Annotated in this window: 23 protein-coding genes; 11 read left to right on the top strand and 12 right to left on the bottom strand. The window is 44.7% G+C overall.

What is annotated here, in order from left to right; translation table 11 throughout:
* Positions 1 to 73 precede the first annotated feature (73 nt).
* The 4 genes from QUA58_RS24255 to QUA58_RS24240 all read right to left on the bottom strand — a co-directional run bounded on the left by QUA58_RS24255 (position 74) and on the right by QUA58_RS24240 (position 3,962).
* Positions 74 to 1,441, bottom strand: a complete 1,368-nt coding sequence (locus QUA58_RS24255; RefSeq protein ID WP_333256488.1) for a serine/threonine-protein kinase — start codon at positions 1,439 to 1,441, stop codon at positions 74 to 76.
* Positions 1,442 to 1,572: 131 nt separating this feature from the next.
* Positions 1,573 to 2,019 carry a hypothetical protein gene (locus tag QUA58_RS24250; protein WP_333256491.1) on the bottom strand — a complete coding sequence of 149 codons (447 nt, stop codon included), beginning with the start codon at positions 2,017 to 2,019 and terminating at the stop codon, positions 1,573 to 1,575.
* Positions 2,006 to 2,470, bottom strand: coding sequence for a hypothetical protein (locus tag QUA58_RS24245; protein WP_333396431.1), 465 nt, complete (start codon positions 2,468 to 2,470; stop codon positions 2,006 to 2,008). The genes QUA58_RS24250 and QUA58_RS24245 overlap by 14 nt, the downstream gene beginning before the upstream one ends.
* 208 nt (positions 2,471 to 2,678) lie before the next feature.
* Entirely contained in the window at positions 2,679 to 3,962 is a 1,284-nt protein-coding gene (locus QUA58_RS24240; RefSeq protein WP_333256496.1) for a glutamate-5-semialdehyde dehydrogenase, read from the bottom strand.
* 219 nt (positions 3,963 to 4,181) lie between these two features.
* On the opposite strand from QUA58_RS24240, the gene QUA58_RS24235 reads away from it, so the two are divergent.
* From QUA58_RS24235 to QUA58_RS24210, 6 genes are all read left to right on the top strand, one after another.
* On the top strand, positions 4,182 to 5,906 hold the full coding sequence (locus QUA58_RS24235) for a zinc metalloprotease HtpX (RefSeq protein WP_333256498.1): 1,725 nt from the start codon (positions 4,182 to 4,184) through the stop codon (positions 5,904 to 5,906).
* Between the two features lie 537 nt (positions 5,907 to 6,443).
* The gene (locus tag QUA58_RS24230) at positions 6,444 to 8,183 is read left to right on the top strand and encodes a hypothetical protein (protein ID WP_333396429.1); all 1,740 of its coding nucleotides are present in this window, start codon (positions 6,444 to 6,446) and stop codon (positions 8,181 to 8,183) included.
* Positions 8,184 to 8,497: 314 nt separating this feature from the next.
* Positions 8,498 to 9,958, top strand: a complete 1,461-nt coding sequence (locus QUA58_RS24225; RefSeq protein WP_333396428.1) for a DUF1565 domain-containing protein — start codon at positions 8,498 to 8,500, stop codon at positions 9,956 to 9,958.
* A 345-nt stretch (positions 9,959 to 10,303) separates the two neighbouring features.
* Positions 10,304 to 10,639, top strand: coding sequence for a photosystem II reaction center protein Psb28 (gene psb28, locus QUA58_RS24220; protein ID WP_333210232.1), 336 nt, complete (start codon positions 10,304 to 10,306; stop codon positions 10,637 to 10,639).
* A 193-nt stretch (positions 10,640 to 10,832) separates the two neighbouring features.
* On the top strand, positions 10,833 to 11,339 hold the full coding sequence (locus QUA58_RS24215) for a MogA/MoaB family molybdenum cofactor biosynthesis protein (RefSeq protein ID WP_333396426.1): 507 nt from the start codon (positions 10,833 to 10,835) through the stop codon (positions 11,337 to 11,339).
* Positions 11,340 to 11,591: 252 nt separating this feature from the next.
* Positions 11,592 to 12,524, top strand: coding sequence for a methylated-DNA--[protein]-cysteine S-methyltransferase (locus QUA58_RS24210; RefSeq protein WP_333396425.1), 933 nt, complete (start codon positions 11,592 to 11,594; stop codon positions 12,522 to 12,524).
* Between the two features lie 54 nt (positions 12,525 to 12,578).
* On the opposite strand, the gene QUA58_RS24205 is transcribed toward QUA58_RS24210, so the two are convergent.
* The 5 genes from QUA58_RS24205 to QUA58_RS24185 form a co-directional block, all read right to left on the bottom strand.
* Positions 12,579 to 12,905, bottom strand: a complete 327-nt coding sequence (locus tag QUA58_RS24205; protein ID WP_333396423.1) for a DUF5615 family PIN-like protein — start codon at positions 12,903 to 12,905, stop codon at positions 12,579 to 12,581.
* Positions 12,889 to 13,113 carry a DUF433 domain-containing protein gene (locus QUA58_RS24200; RefSeq protein WP_333396421.1) on the bottom strand — a complete coding sequence of 75 codons (225 nt, stop codon included), beginning with the start codon at positions 13,111 to 13,113 and terminating at the stop codon, positions 12,889 to 12,891. Before QUA58_RS24200 ends, QUA58_RS24205 begins: the two co-directional genes overlap by 17 nt.
* Positions 13,114 to 13,244: 131 nt before the next feature.
* A complete protein-coding gene (locus QUA58_RS24195) occupies positions 13,245 to 13,442 on the bottom strand; it encodes a hypothetical protein (RefSeq protein WP_333396419.1) in 198 nt (65 codons plus the stop codon).
* A gap of 47 nt (positions 13,443 to 13,489) precedes the next feature.
* Positions 13,490 to 14,185 carry a hypothetical protein gene (locus QUA58_RS24190; protein WP_333396417.1) on the bottom strand — a complete coding sequence of 232 codons (696 nt, stop codon included), beginning with the start codon at positions 14,183 to 14,185 and terminating at the stop codon, positions 13,490 to 13,492.
* A 26-nt stretch (positions 14,186 to 14,211) separates the two neighbouring features.
* Complete coding sequence (locus tag QUA58_RS24185; RefSeq protein WP_333396415.1) at positions 14,212 to 14,430, bottom strand: hypothetical protein; 219 nt, start codon at positions 14,428 to 14,430, stop codon at positions 14,212 to 14,214.
* Between the two features lie 115 nt (positions 14,431 to 14,545).
* Here QUA58_RS24185 and QUA58_RS24180 point away from each other — a divergent pair, with 115 nt between their 5' ends.
* On the top strand, positions 14,546 to 15,898 hold the full coding sequence (locus QUA58_RS24180; protein ID WP_333396412.1) for a cytochrome P450: 1,353 nt from the start codon (positions 14,546 to 14,548) through the stop codon (positions 15,896 to 15,898).
* 37 nt (positions 15,899 to 15,935) lie between these two features.
* Here QUA58_RS24180 and QUA58_RS24175 read toward each other — a convergent pair whose 3' ends face one another.
* A complete protein-coding gene (locus QUA58_RS24175) occupies positions 15,936 to 16,259 on the bottom strand; it encodes a hypothetical protein (protein WP_333252336.1) in 324 nt (107 codons plus the stop codon).
* Between the two features lie 339 nt (positions 16,260 to 16,598).
* Here QUA58_RS24175 and QUA58_RS24170 point away from each other — a divergent pair, with 339 nt between their 5' ends.
* Together QUA58_RS24170 and QUA58_RS24165 are read left to right on the top strand one after the other, a co-directional pair.
* Positions 16,599 to 16,877, top strand: coding sequence for a type II toxin-antitoxin system RelE/ParE family toxin (locus QUA58_RS24170; protein WP_190743610.1), 279 nt, complete (start codon positions 16,599 to 16,601; stop codon positions 16,875 to 16,877).
* A gap of 49 nt (positions 16,878 to 16,926) precedes the next feature.
* Complete coding sequence (locus QUA58_RS24165; protein WP_333396411.1) at positions 16,927 to 17,238, top strand: HigA family addiction module antitoxin; 312 nt, start codon at positions 16,927 to 16,929, stop codon at positions 17,236 to 17,238.
* 141 nt (positions 17,239 to 17,379) lie between these two features.
* On the opposite strand, the gene QUA58_RS24160 is transcribed toward QUA58_RS24165, so the two are convergent.
* Positions 17,380 to 18,321: a class I SAM-dependent methyltransferase gene (locus QUA58_RS24160; protein ID WP_333396408.1), complete on the bottom strand. Its 942-nt coding sequence runs from the start codon at positions 18,319 to 18,321 to the stop codon at positions 17,380 to 17,382.
* 330 nt (positions 18,322 to 18,651) lie between these two features.
* Here QUA58_RS24160 and QUA58_RS24155 point away from each other — a divergent pair, with 330 nt between their 5' ends.
* A complete protein-coding gene (locus QUA58_RS24155; protein ID WP_333252341.1) occupies positions 18,652 to 19,554 on the top strand; it encodes a hypothetical protein in 903 nt (300 codons plus the stop codon).
* A gap of 212 nt (positions 19,555 to 19,766) precedes the next feature.
* Entirely contained in the window at positions 19,767 to 20,711 is a 945-nt protein-coding gene (locus QUA58_RS24150) for a glutathione S-transferase C-terminal domain-containing protein (protein ID WP_333396433.1), read from the top strand.
* A gap of 538 nt (positions 20,712 to 21,249) precedes the next feature.
* Here QUA58_RS24150 and QUA58_RS24145 read toward each other — a convergent pair.
* Positions 21,250 to 22,101: a hypothetical protein gene (locus tag QUA58_RS24145; RefSeq protein WP_333309787.1), complete on the bottom strand. Its 852-nt coding sequence runs from the start codon at positions 22,099 to 22,101 to the stop codon at positions 21,250 to 21,252.
* Between the last annotated feature and the right edge of the window lie 95 nt (positions 22,102 to 22,196).

Here is a 22,196-nt window from a genome sequence, read left to right as displayed (position 1 = left end):
GGGGCACTTTGTCAGCGCCTTTAAGACAGAAAATATGGTCTTAAGAATCCTCGTCGCTTTAGCGCGAGGAGTGTCAAAACTCTCCTCCTTTCTCCAACTTGTCCAGTAAATCCTCAGCAACTTCATACCATTTCCGCCTAATTTCAGCATCTTCTGGCTTTTCTGTCAAGGTACGACCTTGGAATTCGGGATATTTATTGTAATATGATTCATCCACTTTTTGATAGAATATATCTTGATTAATGTTGAGATTTTTGCGTCGTTTACCAATCTTTTCTTGACGAATTATTTCGGAGTCCTCTAAGGATGTATTGGGAGGTTGCTGGGGCGAAGAAAATTTAGGTAAATCAGGCAACTTGGGCAAGGTGAAACCAGATTTGACTACACTAAAAGCTAAAATTCCTGGCACCAAAATCACACTTAAACTCCCTAGGGTTTTCCAAGGAATTAACTTGAATGTGCTGTTGTTGTTAACAATTTGAGAATTTTGGTGAACAGGATTATGATTACTGGTAGCAGTTTGAGTGGTGTTTTTGAAAGGGCGGCCGACAAAGTTCATTGTCACCATTTGGGAAATTATACTGCCAATGTGAGATAGTTTTGGATCTTTGAGTGCTTCGCGGACTTCTTTTGCGGACTGGTAGCGATCGCCCAATTGTTCTGCTAGCATCTTATCCAACACAGTTGCGAGGTTTTGACTGACTGTGACGTGCGATCGCCAATCCCAAGTTTTGTTATGGATATCGTACAATTTTTGAGGCTTTTTGCCGCTTAGCAGCACTAAAGCCGTGACGGCTAAAGCGTACAAATCGCTAGCGGGAGTAACTTTTCCCAGCCGCATTTGTTCGGCGGGCGAATAACCTTGTTTGCCGATCGCGGTATCCGATTGTCCGCTAAACTGAAATACGGCGGTTGCTGCGATTTGCTTAACAGAACCGAAGTCAATTAAAAATGGCAGTTTGTCAGTATTGTGCTGGATGATGTTGTCGGGAGAAACATCGCGGTGAATTAAATTGCGGGAATGAATGTATTCTAAAACGGGTAAAATCTGAAATAGCAGTTGAGTAACTTCGGCTTCGGTAAAATTGTTACCTTGCTGCTGGCGAGATATAAGTATTTGTTCATAGGTTTCGCCGGGGATGTAGTCTTGGACTAAAAATAAAGATGGATTACCGCCCAAATCGGTGCGAAGCAGTTCTCGAAATCGGGGGATTTGCGGGTGTTGGAGGTTGTAAAGCATATTCGCTTCGCGATCGAACAATTCGGCCGCTTTCGGGCTGTGAACAACCGGAGAAAACTCTTTGAGCACGCAATGTTCGTTGTAGCGGTTGATGTCTTCGGCGAGGTAAGTGCGGCCGAAGCCGCCGCGGCCCAATTCGCGGATGATGCGGTAGCGTTTTTCGAGGGTGGAACCAGGGGCGAGGAGGGATGAGTTTGACATAAACAACGGTGGATTGTTCGAGTTGAGGAGTCCCGGAGCACAGTATAGCTTATTTTAGCTAAGTTTGGTTGAATGGGAGGGCGATCGATCCTGCAATATCAATGCTCTACTTCATGGTTTTATCGATCGTTTCATGATGTAGACTCATCATCATCATCATTTGACTCTGACACATTTTCTTCCTGTTGTTGCTGTGACTCCATAAGCTCTGCAAGCAATTGCTTTAAATTCTTGTCAGGAGGACGCTTGGGAAACTCACTGTGTGTATATATCCATGTAAGCTTAATTACGCTTTGAGTACGATCAACCAAGTACATAAGTCTTCCCTGACGCGCCGCACCCTGTAAATTTGGCATATCAAAGCAATACTTTCGGAATTCCCATTCTTCCGGTTTACTCAAACTTCCGGGCCATCCTTCAGCGAAAGAATTAGGCATCAAAGGATTGCTACTTAAATTTTTTATAATTTGTGCAATACAATCCTGAAAAACTTTCTTAGCTTTCTCACCTTTATAATGACGCTTCAGAAGCTCTTTGTAGGAACGCTTAAATTTATCAGATGGATTAATCCGAAACACTGCTCAGCCACTCACAAAACTCATCGGGTGTCATTGCAGGACTATCGCCCGATTTAGCCAAAGCTTCCTGCACTACTTCAGCCATTGTTTGCTCGTAATCAGGGTGCTCTCTTTCGATCGCTCCAAGTACAGCATTTTTTAGACGAATTAAGGCGTTGAAGTAGTCAGTCAGAACATCAGTTTCACCACAGATTAGCATCCAAGCTAGCGACAGCCTTGTTCTCAGAGAAGCAAAAAAACCTTGATTACCATCTTGATTGATAATTGAGGCATAAATCAGAGCTTTAAGCAACTCACGCTCCCCATCGGAAAAATCTTCCCACTTATTCTCTACTGCTGTTGCTAGAGCCTCTGTGTTTTGGGCGATCGATCGCAACCTTGACTGACTTACTGTATCCGGTTGGGATATTTGCCTAATTTCATAGGGGTTAATGGTAATTGCAGCGGACATTTTTTTGCCTCCGGGCGCGATTACGAAGGGTATAGATTCAGTATAGCAGTGCGATCGATAATTTGTGAATCGGCCGATCGCGATCGGACGATCGCACTATAGCAATCCTAAATCATTTGTGAATTTCTTACTCCCTCCCCTTACTAAGGGGAGGGTTGGGGTGGGGTGAAAATATTTACGACTCCTGCAAGGATCGCACTATTGTATCTTACAAGTCTCGATGAGTAAATTCCTTCGCATCTTTCCCGACATAACTCGCAGCAATATGACCGTCTCCAACAACTCGATACTTATAGGTAATCAAACCCTCTAAACCAACAGGCCCGCGAGGCGGCATTTGCTGCGTGCTAATCCCCACTTCTGCGCCGAAACCGTAGCGGAAACCGTCAGCAAATCGAGTCGAACAATTGTGATAAACTCCAGCCGCATCGACTGCATTTAAAAAAGTTTCGGCCGCTTCGCTATCTTCGGTAACAATCACATCTGTATGTCGGGAACCGTAGGTGTTGATGTGATTAATTGCCTCTTCCACGGACTCTACTATTTTGATTGACAAAATCAAATCGCTGTATTCTGTAGACCAATCTATTTCTGTCGCTTCGGCAATATTTTCTAAGATGCGGCGAGTTGGTTCGTCTCCCCGCAATTCGACTTTTTTGTGCTGCAAAGCTTGGGCGACAGCGGGCAGAAAAATGGGGGCGAGATCCTTATGAACTAACATAGTTTCAATGGCATTGCAGGCGGCGGGATACTGAGTTTTGGCATCCACCGCAATCTCTACAGCTTTCTGAATATCGGCTGCTTTGTCTGCGTACAAATGACAAATTCCATCGGCGTGTCCCAACACGGGAATCCGGGTATTTTCCTGCACGAACCGCACGAAGGAATTAGAACCTCTGGGAATAATTAAATCTACGTATTCATCCATTTTCAGCAGTTCGATTGTTTCTTCCCGCGTGGTGAGCAACTGCACGGCTGCGGGATTAACCGCTGTTTCTGCTAATGCTTGATGGATGACTTTTGTCAAGATTTCGCAGGAACGGACTGCTTCTTTGCCGCCTTTGAGAATAACGCCGTTGCCCGATTTGATTGCCAAGGATACTATCTGAATTAAGGCTTCTGGACGCGCTTCAAAAATAATGCCCAAAACACCCAAAGGACAGGTTACGCGCTTCAGAATTAATCCTGTGTCCAATTCGCGATCAATTTGCACGGCACCGATCGGGTCTGGGAGTTTGGCAACATCTCGCACGCCTGCGATCGCACTTTTCAACTTGCTCTCATCCAACTTCAGGCGATCGTACAGCGGTTTCGCAATTCCATCCGTCTGGGCCGCCTTGCAATCAGCAGCATTCGCCGCTAAAATATCCGCAGCAGCAGCTTCTAAAGCTTTAGCAATAGCCTCAATCGCTTGATTTTTGGCATCAGCGGACAAAACTGCCAATTTCCTAGCAGAGGCGCGCGTTTTTTGGGCAATTTCAAGAATTGACATAGCAGTAACTTTTAAATAGTTTTGATTGTTGAGTTTTGAGACAGTAATAGAATTCGCCCAAACAAATTATGCGGGCAGTTTTCAATCTTAACAAAATAGAGGAAATTATATATTTTTGTTGAGACTCCTTACCGCGATCCGCACTGACAGGTTAAAACAGTGAAGTATAGATAAAATCCCACGGCGATTACCATTTGTCAATAACCTTTGGAGATTATTATGCCATCTCAAGCTCCTTTACGCAAGGCAGGGCGATCGCCCAAAGCCGGCGTTAAACTTATACAGAAAACTGGCGGAAATCTCGTTTTAGCTTCCGGCGTCACCATCACCCTGCTGTTTGGTATGGTGTTGGCGCTATCCCTAGCCTCAGTTTTGATTATCAACAGTCCCGATCCAGTTACCGGATTGGCGATCGCACTTCCCATCACTATAATTTTTAACATCGCAGCTTTTTTCCTATCGCCTTACTTGATGGACTTAACCCAAAATTGGCTTTACAATACTCGCTGGGTTTCCCTAGCAGAAATTGAAAGCCACAGTCCCGAAGCAGCGAAAGTTATTCAGAAGGTTTGTAAACAGAAAAACCTGCAACAGCCGCGGTTAGGAATTATCAACGACCAAAACCCCACTGCTTTTACCTACGGTTCCTTTCCTAACAGCGCTCGCTTAGTCGTCAGTCAAGGTCTTTTCACCTATTTAGACGACGAAGAAATTGCCACTGTTTACGCTCACGAACTCGGTCACATCGTCCACTGGGACTTTGCAGTCATCACCTTAGCTTCGACTTTAGTGCAGATTACTTACTTAATTTATACTACAACTCAAAGGCTCGGTCGGAAGGGCGGCGACAAAGCTAAAGATGCGGCGGGTACTGTAGCTGCTGTTGCTTATTTATTTTACATTGCAGGCACTTATTTATTGCTATATTTGTCACGGACGCGAGAATATTTTGCCGACCATTTTGCCGCTGAAACTACCGGAAACCCCAACGCTTTATCCCGCGCTTTGGTAAAAATTGCTTACGGTATTTTGGAAGAAGGACAAAGAGGAACGGAACCCAGCCGCTTATTAGAAGGAACTCGCGCCTTGGGCATTTATGATGCCAAAGCTGCAACTTCTACTGGTACCGCTTACCGGATTGCGTCGGAACCGGAAAAAATTGGGCGAGTGTTTCTGTGGGATATGTTTAATCCTTGGGCTTGGTGGATGGAGTTGAATTCAACTCACCCGCTTACTGGTAAGCGAGTTCGTGCTTTGAGCACCTACGCAGAACAATTGGGCTTGGATGTTGAGTTTGATATGGGCCGGATTGTCGGCGAAGGCAAGGATTTGAGCAAGCGGAGATTGTACGGCAATTTTGTGTTCGATTTACTGCTGTACAGTGCAGAAACTCTCGGCTTAGCGGTGGGTTTTGCGATCGGCATTGCGCTGTATGCTGTAAACCCGATGATGATGGTTGCTTGTCCTTTAATCGGTTTAGGTATGGGAATTTTGCTCAAGACATTGGTGATGTTCCCGAATTACGAACAAGCAGAACACTTGGATGTTTTAACCTTAATGTCTGACCCTTACGCAAGTCCTTTGCGGGGTCAACCGGCGCAACTACAAGGCGAATTAATTGGTCGCGGCGATGCGGGTTATACGTTTGGTTCTGATTTGAAATTGCAAGATAGAACGGGAATGATTTATCTGCGCTATGCTTCTCGTTTTGGGCCGATTGGTAATTTTCTGTTTGGCATGAAACGGGTTAAAAGTTTGATTGGGATGGATGTTAGGACTTTGGGTTGGTTCCGCCGGGGTGTCGCGCCTTGGATGGATTTGATTCGGCTTGAAAGCGATAGCGGTACGACGGTTAGCAGTTATCACCGTTTCTGGTCTTTTGTGATGGGACTAGGTGCGATCGCGATCGGTATTGCTTCTCTATTTGTCTCGTTTGCAGCTTGAAAATAAAAAGGATACTCCCAGACACGCAAACTCGATCTGTAGGGTGTGCAACGCGCACCTTACCATTGTTTTATTTGAAAGTTTGTAACTGGTTGCTGTCGAAGAGTCTGGGAACCCATCTAATATCAAATCCGGTAGCATCGGAATGATTCAGATATATATCCTCTCCCTCTGTGTACTCTGTGTACTCTGTGGTTAAATCATTCCGATGCAAGCGGAAACGATATAACGGCCGGAAAAATGATTGTTAGCGGGCGATTTTCTGTTTTTTTGAGGGGTATTTTTGATCGATCGTCGAAATATATAATTTAAATGCACAACAGCTTAATTGACCAGATATGATATAGTCCTACTTTTAAGAATCATATCAATTCCGGTTGCACTCATACATGACTGTTGACTGTTGACTGTTGACTGTTAAGAGGGCGGGCACGGGGGCACCGCCCCTACTGACTGTTGACTCGATTTTATGATTCCGATGCAACCGGAAACGATATCAGTTATTCCGAATCTCAAATCTCAAATCTCAAATCTTAAATGGTATTAATAGCCCGCTTGCACAAGTTTCTGACGGCGACTGTGGATGAAAAATCCCGATCGCGCACAATATTTTGGTTGACTCTGAGCTTGACATTTGCCGCAATTTATGGTTTCTTAGGTATCGAGCAAGCCTTCAGCGCCGAGTATGTGGTGCAAGACGATGCGAGGCAGCACGTTTTCTGGATGATGCGGTTTGTCGATCGAGAATTATTCCCCAACGATTTCATTGCTAACTACTTTCAATCTGTCGCCCCCGCAGGATACAGCACGCTCTACAAAATAGCAGCAACAATTGGCATTCACCCGCTATTTTTTCACAAAATATTGCCACTATTTCTCGGCTTAATCTCCACTTATTTCTGTTTTGGTTTGTGCCTAGAAATGCTGCCAGTGCCGCTGACTGGATTTATCGCATCTTTGCTGTTAAATCAGCATATGTGGATGACTGACGATTTGGCTTCCACAACGCCCAGAGCTTTTATCTATCCGATATTTCTCGGTTTTTTATATTATTTGTCGCGCAGTTCGTTGCTGCCTTGTTTGGGAGCGATCGCCCTGATCGGACTATTCTATCCTCCTTACGCCTTGGTTGCTGCCGGAATTTTAGTTTTGCGCCTGCTATGCTGGAAAAACGGCGGTTTGCGCTTGTCGGGCGATCGCACAAATTACCTATTTTGCAGTACAGGTTTGGGACTAATCTTTTTAGTAATGCTGCCCTATGCCTTAGATAAATCTGAATTTGGCCCAACTTATACAACAGCAGAAGCGAAACAAATGGCCGAATTTGCGCCCAACGGCAGAAATGCTTTTTTTCGTCCAAATCCGGTAGATTTTTGGTTGACAGGGCGGGGCAGCGGGATGTTTCCCAAGTCGCTGTTTACGCCTGTAACTCACTGTGTCGCGCTGTTATTTCCGCTGCTGCTGTTAGGGCGATCGCACTTTCCTTTAGCCAAACAGATTCAAAGCAAAATTTGGCTGTTGCTTCAGCTATTTTTAGCATCCTCGGCGATGTTTTTTGCGGCTCACGCTACCATTTTTAAGCTGTATCAACCAGGCCGCTATACAGCCTACAGCTTGCGATTTATTGTTGTGTTGATAAGTGCGATCGCCCTAACGTTAATCATTGATGGAGTCGGTCATTGGGCATCAACAACCGCAACAAAATTTCATTTTAAAAATATAGTTGCACTAATTACGACAGCGATTATCGCTGTCGCAGTGGTGCTTTATCCCTGCTTTGTTGAAACATTTCCGACAGTCGGTTATGTAGAAGCTAAAATGCCGGCTTTGTACAAATTTTTTGAGCAACAACCTAAAGATATCCTGATTGCTTCGATCGCGGCAGAGGCGGACAATTTGCCAACATTTAGCCAGCGTTCGGTTTTAGTGGCAAAGGAATATGCAGTGCCGTATCAGAAAGGCTACTATAGCAAATATCGGCAGCGAGTTACCGATTTAATCCGCGCTCAATACACTCCCGATCGAGCTGTTTTGCAAAACTTTATCAATCAATATGGAGTTGATTTTTGGATGCTCGATCGCAATGCGTTGAGTCTTCAGTATATAAAGGATGATCGCTGGCTAAATCAATTTGATTCTACACCGGAGGCGAGGCTTTTTCTCAAGCAAGGGAAAATTTCCGCCTTAGCTTCAGCAATGACAAGTTGTGCTGTTTTTCAGAATGAAATTCTAGTAGTTTTGGATGCGTCTTGTATTGTGAAATTGACTGGTAGTTAAGGCGAGGCAGAGTTTCTTGGAATGCGTTACCAGGCAGAGCCGGGAACGAGAAAAACAACCGGCTTTCTTGACTAAAAATCTCGGTTTTTAGGTTTAACCGAAGGCAAAAAAATCGGTTTCAGACCCGAAAATTAGTAATTTAGTGATTTGTAGGGACAATCCCGCTGCGATTGCAAATCCTGATGGGTGATGTTGCGGATATCGTGCAATTAAATAATCTCCGCAATTAAAGGTGAATATAAATCCGGGGTCAAGTTCGCAGACAATGAAAATTGCACAAAAGCTCGATCGCCAATTATCTCTTCAACAAAAACATGACAACACTTTACGTCAACTCGCAAACAGGCAGCGATGCCGCAGCCGGCACCCAATCGGCCCCATTCAAAACGATCGCCCGCGCGATCGCCCGCGCTGCATCGGGAACTACGATTCAGTTATCACCGGGAACTTACAGCGCTGCTAGCGGCGAACAATTCCCCTTGCAAATTCCCTCCGAAGTAAAAGTTATTGGCAATGAAACTAACAAAGGTAGAGGCATTCTAATTCAAGGAAGCGGCAAATTTGTAAGTCCCCCCGCTGCGGGTCAAAATATCACTATACTGCTAGCAACTAATTCCCAATTGCGCGGAGTAACTGTCACGAATCTCGATAGTCGCGGCACGGGAGTCTGGATTGAGTCAACTTCTCCGACTGTGGCTAACTGCACTTTCACACTTTGCAAGCGCGAAGGCGTTTTTGCCACGGGAACCGCTAATCCTGCGATTCTGGACAACAGATTTGTACAAAACTCGGCGGCTGGCGTAATTGCGGCGGGAACTGCTAAAGGAGTAATACGGCGCAATGTTTTTCAAAATACCGGTTTCGGCATCTCTCTGCAAGCTCAATCTGCTCCTTTGATTGTTGACAATCAAATTTTGGAAAATCGCTCCGGTATTGTTTTGTCGGGGGAATCTAAGCCGGTTTTACGCAAGAATCGCATTGAAAAAAATACCGAAGACGGTTTGACTGCTGTGGGGAAATCGCTGCCAGATATTGGTACGGCTCAAGATTTGGGTGGCAATATTTTTCAGAATAACGGTGAATTAGACTTGCAAAACGCGACTGGGGTTAAGATTTCTGCGGTGGGAAATCAGCTCAATTCTTCGCGGGTGAAAGGTTTATTTGATTTGGGCAATGTGACGCCGACTCCGACTCCTGGCGGGGTAAAGTTCAGCGATATCAGCACGCATTGGGCTAAGGATTTTATCGATCGCTTGGCAAAGATGAATATTGTTAGCGGGTTTCCCAACGGCACTTTTCAACCTTACGATAGTGTAACTAGAGCTCAGTATGCGGCTATGTTGGCGAAGGCGTTTGAATTGGTGCCGCGCCGTGAGACGACGGTTTTTAAGGATGTGGCGGTGGATTTTTGGGCGCAAGGTGCGATCGTCCAAGCTAATCGAGCTGGGTTTTTGGCTGGATATCCAGACAGCACGTTTCGCCCGGAGCAGAATTTGACTAAAGTTCAGGCGATCGTATCTTTGGTAAACGGCTTGCAGTTGGCGGGCGGCAACCCCAATTCTTTGAGCGTTTATGTCGATCGATCTCAGATTCCCAGTTTTGCCACCGACGAGATAGCAACCGCCACAGAGCGCAAAATCGTGGTCAACTATCCCGCGCGCGAAAAACTTTCCCCCGCCCACGACATCACCCGTGGCGAGATATCCGCCCTCATCTACCAAACTCTGGTAGCCACAAAGCGGGCCGAGCCAATTAACTCTCCTTACATCGTCTAAGGGAATTGGGAGACAAGGGAGAGAAGAAATTGGGGGACAAAGAACTCACATCTTGCACCATTCTTAAGAACAGGCAAGATGCCTGTTCCACAAAGAGTAGATTTTCTTGTGGGGAGTAGGGGTTGGGCATCCTGCCCGCCCTGAAAGGATTATTGAGAATGGTGCAATATCTCAGAAGAACCAACCCATCTCCCCTCGCCCTTGTCTCCGATTGCCTCACTCTCACCCACTCTCACCCACTCTCACCCACTCCCACTCTCCCAAGTCTTGATTTGCGAGTACCCGAATCGTTTTATGATTAAACATTAAGAAATTAAGCAATCCTTAAGGTTCCACTGTCAGATTATGGCTAAAATTCAATTCTCTCGGGGTATAGACGAAGATGCTGTGCCCGAAGTGCGCCTAACCCGTTCTAAAAGCGGAGAGCAAGGCACTGCCACGTTTATCTTTGAAAATCCCAAAGCTCTCAGCAGCACCAGTACCGAAGACATTACTGGAATGTACATGATCGACGACGAAGGCGAACTCCTCACTCGCGAGGTTAATGCTAAGTTCATCAACGGTCAGCCTGCGGGTTTGGAAGCTCTTTATATAATGAAAAGTTCCGCAGAATGGGATCGATTTATGCGTTTTATGGAACGCTACTCGGAAGCAAACGGCTTAGGATTTAGCAAGGCATAATTGATGGGGAATAGGGCATGGGGCATGGGGCATGGGGTATGGGGCATTGGTTATTGGTTATTGGTTATTGGTTATTTGATAATGAATCACTAACAACGAACAAATCACAACTAACTAATGACTTATTCCCTCTTCCCTTTTCCTGATTCCCTCTTCCTTCTTGCTTCTTCCTTTTTCCTTCAACATCTGTTATATGACGCAAATTCCTCACCCCGACTTATCTAAAATAACTGTAAATTGCGCGATCATTACTGTTAGCGACACGCGCTCGGCGGAAACAGACAATAGCGGCTTGTTAACTAAGAAGCTGCTAAAAGATGCGGGTCACTCTGTGGTAGCTTACACAGTTGTTAAAGATGATGCGGCCAAAATTGTATTGCAAATGCAGGCTTTTTCCCAGCGTCAAGATGTGGATGCAATCATTTTTAACGGCGGCACGGGCATCGCTCCCCGAGATACGACTTATGATGTGATGGAGAGTTTGCTAGACAGGATTTTACCAGGATTTGGTGAGATATTTCGGTTTTTGAGCTATCAAGAAATTGGTTCGAGGGCGATCGCGTCTCGCGCCGTTGCAGGCGTGTATCAAGGCAAGTTAGTCTTTTCTCTTCCGGGATCTAGCAATGGTGTGAAACTAGCTGTGGAAAAGCTAATTTTACCCGAATTAGTTCACTTGGTGCAGCAGTTGCGCGGAAACTGAGGCCCAAAGTTCGGTTAATTGACTGACCATCAAAAAATGTGGTTACAAGTCGCCCGAGGCATCCGTGGAGCGAGAAAAAAGCTTTGAATCCTCATCGCAAGCCCCCGGGTTTAGCAGTGAAGTCGCTTTCTTCAATCTAAAATCTAAAATCGACTGACTGCATTCACCGCAAGAAACGGGTGGCTTTGAGCCTACTCTATGGCTAAAGTGAGGAAACATCAAAATTCCCTTGATTCACACTAGATGATTTCGATGCAGAATGCGAGTGTCTATGCTAGCGAAGATTATCACCGGATTGCTCGGGCGATCGCCTTTATGCGACAACACCACCTAAACCAGCCCAATCTGGCAACTGTGGCCCAGCACATAGGACTGAGTGAATATCATTTTCAACGGCTATTTACTCAATGGGCCGGCATTAGCCCCAAGCGGTTTTTGCAATATCTGACAGTTGAATATGCCAAGTCAAAAATCACTCAAACTAAAAGCCTTCTAGACCTAACATTGGACGTGAGACTATCGAGTCCCGGACGATTACACGATTTATTTGTGAACTTAGAAGCAATGTCACCAGGGGAGTTCAAAACAGGCGGAGCAGGTTTGCAAATTCGCTATGGTATTCATGATACCCCGTTTGGCACATCTCTAATCGCGACAACTGCCCGTGGTATTTGTAATCTTTATTTCTTGGATACAACAGACGAACAAACTGCCGAACAAACACTGCGATTGGCATGGAAAAATGCTGAAATCATTCGTGATGAGCAAGCCACTCAAACCTTATGTGACCTGATTTTCAATTCAGAAACTCTCAGCGCGCCAAAACCACTAACGCTGTTGGTAAAAGGCACTAACTTTCAGATTCAAGTTTGGCGAGCACTTTTGAAATTGCCATTTGGGGCGATCGCCACTTATCAGAGTATAGCTCAAATGGTAGCTCGCCCAACTGCTGCTAGAGCTGTAGGAAATGCGATCGGTAAAAATCCGATCGGCTATCTAATTCCATGTCACCGAGTCATTCGAGAATCTGGAGAAATTGGTGGCTATGGCTGGGGAGTAGAGCGTAAAACAGTCATGTTAGGCTGGGAAGCTAGCCGTACAATCTGCGGACCCACCCTCGCAGGAATAGAGCGATCTAACGGTGTCAATCACCCGCCGCAGACTACCTCCGTTCCCAACAAATAACCTCTGTGCGATCGGGTGCATGGGCGTTGTTTTGCTGCGTCGCCTAGAGAACTTTTAAGAACCTCCGACTTCAATCACTTCCCCCGGAGTAATGGTATTCAAAACGTTACGAGCATCTGCTACCAGAGGAAGTAAATCAGGAAGCCTGTTGCTCGATGCTACAAGAACAACGACAGCAACTCCAGCTTGCTGCAAGTTTTGCTGATAGCGCAAATTTTGATCTGTGGTGAGCAGAATTGTGAAGCCCTCTTGACTCATAAGCTGCAGCAATTCACCGTTCTTTTTTCCTGACCATCCCATCTCAAAAACTGTGCGTATCTCGTAATCAGCAAGTTCACGCTTTAAAGGTCGTGGGGCACATTCATCAAGCAGGATTCGCATAGGCTGTCAGCATTTCCTTTGCTAATTCAAGAGCTGCAATTGTCTGTTCCCGACTGACACTAGGGAAATGGTCTAGAAATACCTCTAAGGAATCACCAGCCTCAAGATAATCAAGTAGGGTTCTCACTGGTACACGAGTCCCAACAAAAACAGGGGTTCCCCCCAGAATATCGGGGTCGCTATGAACAACACGGGATGTTAATGTCATAACAAATTTAGCCAACTGGCTACCAGCTTTTACAACAATTGTATCCCAAAGTCATTTGATTTTTGTGAGCAGAATGCCAAACCACACGATCGCTAGCATCCATTTCATCTAAAACTACAACTTTTAGCAGTTTAGGTTGGGAAGCTAGCCGTACAGTCTGCGATCGATCCGGGTAGCATTACTATTTTTGCTACTTGCCGAAGCAATCCGCCACAAATAAATTTCAGGCGGAGATCGGGCGATCGAGAATTAAAGTATTCTAACCTGAGATATTGCATTATTGCCAGTAAGCCTTTCACGCAGATAACGTTTGCAGGCCAATCGACCATTTCGTCGATAAGTTCCGGTGCAGCGCGGTTGTTAGCTGTACCTGAAATTAGGTATCAGACTCATAAAACTTCTTAAGTTCCTGAAGCACATCATCGAACTTAAAATAGGCACACACCATCAACGCAGTTGGACCTGTAATGTAGGCTAAATTTCTGATTGCTACTTGTGCCCCTTGTTCTTGTATTACACCTCCTGCCACTGCAATATCTTCTTTATTGTGCATATTTGGTTTAGTATTTGGTGTGGGGTGTATATAGTCTTCACTAAGGGTTGAATACCACTCTTGAGTAGCAAGCATCATCCCTCCCTTCTCTTCAATTCTTTTTCTGACGTTAACAGGACTAAAATTCCTAAGTCTCGTTTTCTTGTCAGAAGAAATCCATTCCTTTATTGCATTATTATCTTGAAGGGAAAGAGAGAGGAAGTTAGATATCTCACCGATACTTCTAATCATACTCAGAGCTTCATCATAAAAACCCAATGTAATTAGTGAGTATGCCGCACAGGAAAGGTTGTACATCCTACCAACTAGGCGTTCGAGTAGATGACCTCCACCGTGGCATTTTCTATGACATGTTGCTGCTTGATAAAATGTTGATAAAGACGTTCCAATAATTTGTAAATCCCGCTGCTCAATACTGAGGTATGCTGATTTACTCGCAGCAGATGCAGATAGAGAAGCAATCCACTCAAGATGTTCTAAACCTATAGGTATTTCAGAAGGCATTCCTGACTTATCCATATCTGAATCTGAACTTTACTGTACAGCTAACGAGCAAGTTGAGCGGCGACGATTGGACTAAAACGCTGAGTGCGAAGGCTTTTCAGCGACCGCTCCAGCGAGGTGTTAGGTTGCGCCCGTTGGCTCAACGATTCTATGATAACGCCTTTGCTAGAGTTGCTGTGGGTAGTTAGTCGAGTGCCTGAAATCGTCAGTCCTCGCTCTGTACGAATAATAGTCGCTTGTGTGTCGGATACCTGAGTCATACCTAACCTTCTAGGCTTCCCCTCCATTGTACCTCGTGTAAAAAAGAGCGATAAATTTCAGGGTGCAAGGTCGATCGATAATACACTAGAAACATTGTGTATCGCCTGTTTTTCAATGACGCTGCCTACCGGATCTCGTTCTCCTGCTTTGTTCCAAACGCTTTCGCTGGTAGCTGACCCGATCGCATTTTTCGATCGCAACCAAGCCAAATACGGCGATACATTTACCGCCCCTGTGTTGGGGCCCTCTTCGCCCCCCGTGGTGTTTCTGGGCAGTCCAGAAGCGATTCAGGCGGTGTTTACGACCTTAGCCGATGCCTTTGAATTTGGCAAAGTCACCAACGTATTTCGCCCGCTGGTGGGAAATGAATCCCTAATTATGAATGAAGGGCCGCGACATCTGCGACAGCGACAGCTATTAATGCCCGCGCTGCATCGGGAACAGTTGCACAGTCAAGGGCATTTGATTGTTGATTTGACGAAAAAGCAGACGATCGACTGGAAAGCCCCAGATGCGATCGCAGTGCGCGAAGAAATGTCAGAAATTTCGCTGCAAGTAATCTTGCAAGTCGTGTTTGGATTGGTGCCTGGAGAGCGCTACGAACAGCTCAAACACTTGCTCAGCCAACTTTTAGAAGCGATTACTTCTGAGCTGTACTCAATCCAATTTTTCTTTGAACCGTTACAGCAAAATTTGGGTTCTTGGAGTCCGTGGGGGCAGTTTTTGGAGCAGATGGCGCAGATTGACTCGCTGATTTATGCAGAAATTGCCGAGAGGCGATCGCATTCTCTCGATTCGTCTCGCACGGATATTCTGTCGGTGTTGATGATGGCCCGCGACGACACCGGCGAATCCCTCGGCGATCGAGAATTGCGCGATCAGTTGATGACGCTGTTGCTGTTGGGACACGAAACCACCGGATCTGCCTTGACTTGGGCGTTTTACTGGCTGCATCAGTATCCCGAATCTCTCGCGAAGTTGCGCCGCGAGTTGGATGAATTGGGCGAAAATCCCGATCCGATCGCACTTTCGCAGTCGCCCTACTTAACCGCAGTCTGCAAGGAAGCGCTGCGGGTTTATCCAATTGCCTTAATTTCGCAGCCGCGCAAGGTGAAACGGACGATCGAACTCGAAGGCTATACATATCCACCGGGAACGATTTTAATCCCCTGTGTCTATTTAGCCCACCATCGGCCTGAAACCTACGAAAATCCGGCTTTATTCAATCCCGATCGCTTTTTAGATCGCAAGTTTTCCGCCTCTGAATTTTTACCGTTTGGAGGCGGTAGTCGAAGCTGTATCGGGATGGCGCTATCGATGTTTGAGATGAAGCTAGTGTTAGCAACGGTTTTGTCTTCCCGCGAGTTTGTATCGAATCTCGATCGGCCAATTCGTCCGGCCCGCCGGGGAATCACGTTTGTGCCGCCCGATCGATTTCGATTAACGGTTGTGGGCGATCGGCGTTAGATTCATTGCAGTAAAACGCCGTGTCAAGCAAGATATGTTATTCGATGAAAATCCCAGCAACTTTGTCTCCATTCATCGTCATGTGTGCCACAAATTCATCTCCACCATCTTCAAAACTCAGCTTCCACAAATAAATCGGAGAATTACCTTGTTTTATCTCACCAAAATAATTAATTGAGTATCCCTTTTGCAGACGGGAAGCAAGCTGCTCGCTAACATCGTCAAACATTTTTTGTGTAATGCTCGCTTTGTAGCCTGCATCACCGACTGTGGTAAAAAGCTCGTAATTTTTCGATGCCGTGGCATCCAAAATAACCTGCAAACAATCGAGGACGTTTTGAGAGGGGGCTGTCGGGTTCATGAAGATATCCTTCTTTTAGGGTTCTATCAAAATCTTCTAGCTCAGACTGCTGTCTAACTGTGTTAATTGTACAGCTAGTGCGATCGAATCCAGTTTTGGAGCGTCATTGACCGCCACCACCATCCGCTTAGCTCAGCCGCTACGATCGCTTTTTCGTTCTCCCAGATCCAGCCCTGTTAGTAGATTGGAGCGATTTTTGCTTTTGCAATCATTTTAGGCTTGACATCTGTAACCTCATAGGTTACATTAGTAAAGTAATCTCAAAAGTTACAAATACTTTTAATTTATATATAAGTGCTATGAACTGGATATTCAGCCTTGATTGAAAGATTATTTCACATGATACAAACTTTTAAAAATAAAGCATTAGAAAGATTATTGAGGGAAGGTAATGCAAAAGGAATTCCTAAAGAACTTGAAAAAAGGACAAGAGCAAGACTTGAAGTAATAGATACAGCAATAATTATAGATGATATTAGAATACCAGGCTATGATTTACACGAGCTTAAAGGTGATAGACAGGGAACTTGGTCAATAAAGGTATCAGGTAACTGGCGTATAACTTTTACATTTCAGGATAACAACGCATACGATATAGATCTCGAAGATTATCACTAGCCCATAAAACAAAATCTAAAAATTTAAATTCAAGCGTAAGGAAAATTACATGAAAGACATAGAAAATATTATTCAAGGGAGGAAAGTAAGACCAGTACATCCGGGCGAGGTCATTTCAGATGTGCTTGAAGATATTGAAATGACTCAAACCAGGTTTGCTGAGATACTTGGTGTATCCCGTCGCAGTGTCAACGAAATTGTTTTAGGTCAAAGACCAATTACAGTAGATATGGCAATTCGGATTGGGAAAGCGTTAGGGAATGGCCCTCAACTGTGGCTTAATCTTCAGCAAAAAGTTGATATTTGGGATGCAGTGCAAAAACACAGTGAAGAGTACGAAAAAGTATCTACGGTAGCATAGTGGGATATGTTAATCTCAGTAAAAAGAGCATCCGACGGTTGAAACCGCGACTATACAAACGAAGTCCGCCTGCACGGACTAAGAGATAGTTGATGACACTTAAAAAATGTCATCAACTACCAACATTTTTAAACACCCACCTTAACTATTTATTGCCTCAGCAACAATAGTGCGGTGTCGGACTGTATTGCAAGTAATTGTCGGCTGTGCAAAACCCGAATCTACCAAAGCCTGCTCAATATCCAACCCAAAATACTGATCCAAATAAGGCTCCGTACTCTTGAGCAAAGTCAAAATATAAGGAGGCATTTTGGCATAAACTTCCGACTGAGGATTCATATCCATAATTGTCAAATGTCCGCCAACACGTAGCAAACGCCTCGCTTCCCGGAATATTTCTCTAGTCGCTTTCTGCGGCAATTCGTGACAAACTAAACAAATAGAAACTAAATCAAAAGTAGCCGCCGGTAAACCAGTAGATTCAGCAGCAGCGTGAACCCAAGTCGGAGATTTTTGATTTAACAATTCAGATTCTCGCTGTTGGGAACGGTATTTAGCAACTGCTAAGAAATAAGGCGACAACTCCACCCCAGTCATCTTCGCTTCCGGGTAAACCTTCCCAAGAGCAAAGGTACTCATTCCCACACTGCATCCCAAATCAACAATATCCTGCGGTGAAGAAGCAATCTGAGATTTGATGACTTCGTGATAGCTGGCGCGGAGTTTTGCATCCCCTTCTGCACCCGCTTCCGGCCAAATTCCCGCGTGAACAGTACGGGCGGCAACTTCAACTTCTGTAGCAGCTTCCCAACTCATATTACCTTGTTCATAAGCGTGGAATGAAGTTAGATAATATTTCGGGTAAACAAGATCGGGATTTTGGACGCTGAGCAATTCTGCATCCCAATTTCGAGCTAAAAGTGCTTGCGATTCTTGTCGCCAATGCACTCCGATTTTTTCTGCTCTTGTTATCATCATTTCCCGCGCTTGGTGCTTGGCTAGATTAGCCAAAGGCTTGATGGAGAGTACGCCATTTACTAAACGCGAGGCTAATCCCGGAGTTTTGTTAACTGCAACCGTCATATTTTATGTTTTTCTATTTTGCGCCCTCTATTTTAACACAGTGCGAGAATTTTGAGTTGAGCAATATAATGAAACTTAACTTGCTGAGGGCGAGTGAAATGCAAATGTTTTGGGGAAAAGACTTTTTTAATGAACTGCAGAGATCGCAGAGAACGCAGAGTTAGAGAAGAGAGAAAAGATCAGACGGTTGCAAAACTGGATATGGTCGTGTAATATTTATTTGCGCTTATCTACTTAGTGCTGGGGAATTAACCGAGAATCTGGAATCGGATTTGCCGAAGCTGGAGTATTTGGAAGAACACTTTAAATCTGGCTATTGAGGAGTTTGTGATGAGCAAATCTATTGTGGAATTGATTGACAATTTGCCGTCTGGTGGCGTCACTGTGATGATGCTCAAATCTCTCGATTTTGTGGTTCCGGGCGAGTGGAACAATATCACGGGTTTTGATAATACTATTCAAGCGGTGACAGGGGAAACAAAGCGCAAATTAGTGGGAAAAATTCGCGATCGCGCGATCGAGCTTTACGCTAACCCCAACGAGCCATATCAAGGCGTAGTCAGGCTTTACCAGTTAGCAGACAGCGCCGACAGTGCGTTAGGTGCAACGGCTATGGCGAATAAAATGGGCGAAAACATCGGCTTTCTTTCCTTTCTGAGCCGCCTCACTCCCAAAGCTGACACAACTCAAACGATCGACTTGTGCGTCAAAGTGGCGATCGAGCTAATTGCCTTCTGCAAACTTAACAATATTTCCCTTGACAATGTGGGAAGCTTTGGTAATTATTTATCTCATTACAAAGGCGAATCTCTGATGCGGATGGCTGCTTTAGTTTGTGCTGACGGTTTAATTCCCCTCGGCCCGGACTTCATTAGAGTAGCACAAAATACCCTAGGCGGATTGAATCCTTCAACCTTGCAGCAAAACTCAACATTCCAAAATATTAGCAACCTAATTCCGGGCGCAAATAATTCACAAAAGTTCGGATTTGTGACAGCAACTTTCGCCTCAGCGCAAGGTTGGATGAACAATTTAGTACAGTCTCGCGGCTTAACTCCCGCCATAGTTTTAGGCCATCTCAAGCAATACATTGATGTTACCGATGACAAATTGGATTATGTGGCAGCGTTTTTAGACATGACTACCAATTATTACGAACATACGGGAATTCAGACAGTTGCTCGCCGATTGATCGATCGAGCTTATGCTGAAATAGCCTTTGGCAGATTCTAGAAAACTCGTTTCCATGCGAGGGAAAACAGCGAGGCAGAGCCTCTAAATATGCGTTCCCAGGCAGAGCCTGGGAACGATGGAACAAACTTCGAGCGCAATGTGAGTTAAAATAAGCAAATTATGTTTAGCAAACTACTTTTAATCGCATTGTGAAAAACAAATCGCTTCCTTCATCCGTAACAGTCAAGCTAGGCAAATTTGTCTGGACATCAATGTGGCAATTAATGATGTCAAAACTAGCGCCGCCCGATCGCACGGGAGCATACATTCGCCCCAGCAGCAGTTTCCGCAACTTTGTCAGCACTGCACCAGACAACCCTCACGGGCCCGCTGCGGAACGGTATCGCCTCTTCGTGGGTACGGGATGCCCTTGGGCGCACCGCACTCTCGTGACGAGGGCGCTCAAAGGGCTGGAAGATGCGATATCCGTGTCTATTGTCTATCCCTCGGAAGGGGGAATGTGGGTGATGGAGTCGGAGACTTTTGGCTGCAACACGATGCCGGAACTTTACCAGTTGGCTTTACCGGGCTATCAGGGGCGGTGTACGGTGCCGGTGCTGTGGGATGACTCGAAAAAGACGATCGTCAATAACGAGAGTTCGGAAATTATTGTGATGCTAAACTCGGAGTTTAACGAGTTTGCTAGCAATCCTGAAATGGATCTTTATCCTCTGGATTTGCGATCGCAAATTGACGAGTGGAATGAGAAGATTTACCAATCGGTGAATAACGGCGTTTATCGCTGCGGTTTCGCCCAATCTCAAGCTGCTTATGATTCGGCTTGCAGTGAATTGTTTGCTGTTTTAGACGAGATAGATCGCTCGCTCTTGAGGAGTCGTTACCTTTGTGGCGATCGGGTGACATTAGCAGACGTGCGGCTTTTTACTACTCTATTCCGTTTTGATGCAGTTTACTACAGCTTGTTCAAATGCAATGTGCGCCGCATTCAAGATTACGAGCATTTGGGAGCTTATCTGCGCGATTTGTACCAGTTACCGGGAGTTGCTGGCACTTGCGATTTGGAGGCTGTCAAGCGCGATTATTACGGCAATTTGTTCCCGCTGAATCCCGGCTGCATTATCCCCGCTGGGCCCGATCCGGCGAGTTTGCTCAAAGCTCACGATCGCGCAGGGCTCAGAAACCGGGTTTCTCCATAAATCTCTGTGATTATCGAAATTGAAGCGAATAAAATGACCTCGTTCGGGGATATATTTTAGCAAAATTCTTCTCCTTCTGGTTTTCCCCAAGAGATTTCTTCGCCCGGTTCTATTTCGCCTGCTAATAATTCATCTAGGGTATATTTGGAAACTTTCTGATTTACAGGCTCTATGACTATTTTTCCATTTTCTATACTGCAAATTACTGCATCATCTGCTTTCAGGTTGAAATATTTGGTTCTTCAGTACGTAGTATGCTAAACAACCCAAAATCAAGCTGTAAACCTTGTTATATCAAATCCGGTAGCATCGGAATTATTCATCTCTCTTATCTCCCTCTGTGTTCTCTGCGTTCTCTGTGGTTAAATCATTCCGATGCAACCGGAAACAATATTAAATAAGGATTAAACGAAATATCGCTCATTCTAGCCCAATTCATCTAAATAAATAGTCAAAACCTTTGCGGAGCAAAGGTTTTGACTACATTTCTATACAAGTTGGCATACCAAGTAATGAAGAGCCATTATTTTTTGTATACTCATCCAAAGATTTTATAATAATTAGGATCTTTTTTAATAAAAACTCTCAGTCTAAATAATCGATAATAAAACACAACCTGTTTACTTAGTTTGTTGTTGATTTTCTCCCAAAGGGAACGTTTGGGATATTCAATCTGTTTATGGATGTCGAAGTAAATTTGTTTCTCCTGAATAATTGCTTGTCCATTTTGGATTCTTACTCGTTCAATATTATCCTTAAAGAATGGAAATTTGTCTTCGCGGAAAAAATCAAATGTCATCCCAATTCGAGCCGCAGCTAGCCCCATAGCATAACCCTCACCATGATAGATTTGTTGCATTTCAAAAAAGTAAGAAATTGTCTGCCAAAGTTCAAAAAATTCCCCTTCTAATCCATTCTGTCTCTTCATGACAAACATAAACTCGTGAAGCCACTTCACTTGTTGAAGATCAATATTTAGTTTTTGCCCTGCTGCTTTTATAACTTCAATTTCTTTCGGATTTTTAATGTTTTGTATGTGTTTGACCAAATCAGTACCTGCTCTTGCTGTAATTCCAGGAGACCAATTCATTTCTTCTACTAGAGGGCCTAGCAATCTAACATCAGAGTCTAAAAACATACAACTCTCAAATAGTGAGAGAGCTTTTTCAAGAACGAAACGTTTGTCATGATACCCTTTCACACTCTGGAGGTAGTGCTTGAACACCAGAACATGAGGGAAATTTTTAAACTGCTCTGGTTGATCGCTTAGGATACATAAAGTTGTGGAAGGCATATGGGTCTGGATATCTTGAGCTAGCATCTTTACATGAGCACGATACCTATCACCTACAGCTAGAGTACAAAAACAAAACTTTTCAGATGTGTCCATATGATTTGAGCGCAAGAGATGTGAGTTAAACTTGCAGAAATTTTTCGTGAATCCAACTTATGAAAATATTATAACTGACTTATGGTTACTAGATT

It is taken from the genome of Microcoleus sp. N9_A1 (assembly GCF_036701795.1).
In the GTDB taxonomy this organism is placed as follows: Bacteria; Cyanobacteriota; Cyanobacteriia; order Cyanobacteriales; family Microcoleaceae; genus Microcoleus.
Note: the sequence above shows the minus strand (reverse complement) of the source record. Positions and strands in the feature narration are given on the sequence as shown.

Excerpts from the sequence above, each read along its gene's own strand:
- QUA58_RS24230 (WP_333396429.1), top strand. The coding sequence starts at position 6,444 with ATGGTATTAATAGCCCGCTTGCACAAGTTTCTGACGGCGACTGTGGAT.
- QUA58_RS24145 (WP_333309787.1), bottom strand. The coding sequence starts at position 22,101 with ATGGACACATCTGAAAAGTTTTGTTTTTGTACTCTAGCTGTAGGTGAT.
- psb28 (WP_333210232.1), top strand. The coding sequence starts at position 10,304 with ATGGCTAAAATTCAATTCTCTCGGGGTATAGACGAAGATGCTGTGCCC.
- QUA58_RS24245 (WP_333396431.1), bottom strand. The coding sequence starts at position 2,470 with ATGTCCGCTGCAATTACCATTAACCCCTATGAAATTAGGCAAATATCC.
- QUA58_RS24180 (WP_333396412.1), top strand. The coding sequence starts at position 14,546 with ATGACGCTGCCTACCGGATCTCGTTCTCCTGCTTTGTTCCAAACGCTT.
- QUA58_RS24185 (WP_333396415.1), bottom strand. The coding sequence starts at position 14,430 with ATGACTCAGGTATCCGACACACAAGCGACTATTATTCGTACAGAGCGA.
- QUA58_RS24165 (WP_333396411.1), top strand. The coding sequence starts at position 16,927 with ATGAAAGACATAGAAAATATTATTCAAGGGAGGAAAGTAAGACCAGTA.
- QUA58_RS24210 (WP_333396425.1), top strand. The coding sequence starts at position 11,592 with ATGCAGAATGCGAGTGTCTATGCTAGCGAAGATTATCACCGGATTGCT.
- QUA58_RS24255 (WP_333256488.1), bottom strand. The coding sequence starts at position 1,441 with ATGTCAAACTCATCCCTCCTCGCCCCTGGTTCCACCCTCGAAAAACGC.
- QUA58_RS24160 (WP_333396408.1), bottom strand. The coding sequence starts at position 18,321 with ATGACGGTTGCAGTTAACAAAACTCCGGGATTAGCCTCGCGTTTAGTA.
- QUA58_RS24155 (WP_333252341.1), top strand. The coding sequence starts at position 18,652 with ATGAGCAAATCTATTGTGGAATTGATTGACAATTTGCCGTCTGGTGGC.
- QUA58_RS24240 (WP_333256496.1), bottom strand. The coding sequence starts at position 3,962 with ATGTCAATTCTTGAAATTGCCCAAAAAACGCGCGCCTCTGCTAGGAAA.
- QUA58_RS24205 (WP_333396423.1), bottom strand. The coding sequence starts at position 12,905 with ATGCGAATCCTGCTTGATGAATGTGCCCCACGACCTTTAAAGCGTGAA.
- QUA58_RS24235 (WP_333256498.1), top strand. The coding sequence starts at position 4,182 with ATGCCATCTCAAGCTCCTTTACGCAAGGCAGGGCGATCGCCCAAAGCC.
- QUA58_RS24215 (WP_333396426.1), top strand. The coding sequence starts at position 10,833 with ATGACGCAAATTCCTCACCCCGACTTATCTAAAATAACTGTAAATTGC.
- QUA58_RS24175 (WP_333252336.1), bottom strand. The coding sequence starts at position 16,259 with ATGAACCCGACAGCCCCCTCTCAAAACGTCCTCGATTGTTTGCAGGTT.
- QUA58_RS24225 (WP_333396428.1), top strand. The coding sequence starts at position 8,498 with ATGACAACACTTTACGTCAACTCGCAAACAGGCAGCGATGCCGCAGCC.
- QUA58_RS24195 (WP_333396419.1), bottom strand. The coding sequence starts at position 13,442 with ATGGTCGATTGGCCTGCAAACGTTATCTGCGTGAAAGGCTTACTGGCA.
- QUA58_RS24190 (WP_333396417.1), bottom strand. The coding sequence starts at position 14,185 with ATGGATAAGTCAGGAATGCCTTCTGAAATACCTATAGGTTTAGAACAT.
- QUA58_RS24170 (WP_190743610.1), top strand. The coding sequence starts at position 16,599 with ATGATACAAACTTTTAAAAATAAAGCATTAGAAAGATTATTGAGGGAA.
- QUA58_RS24200 (WP_333396421.1), bottom strand. The coding sequence starts at position 13,113 with ATGACATTAACATCCCGTGTTGTTCATAGCGACCCCGATATTCTGGGG.
- QUA58_RS24150 (WP_333396433.1), top strand. The coding sequence starts at position 19,767 with ATGTGGCAATTAATGATGTCAAAACTAGCGCCGCCCGATCGCACGGGA.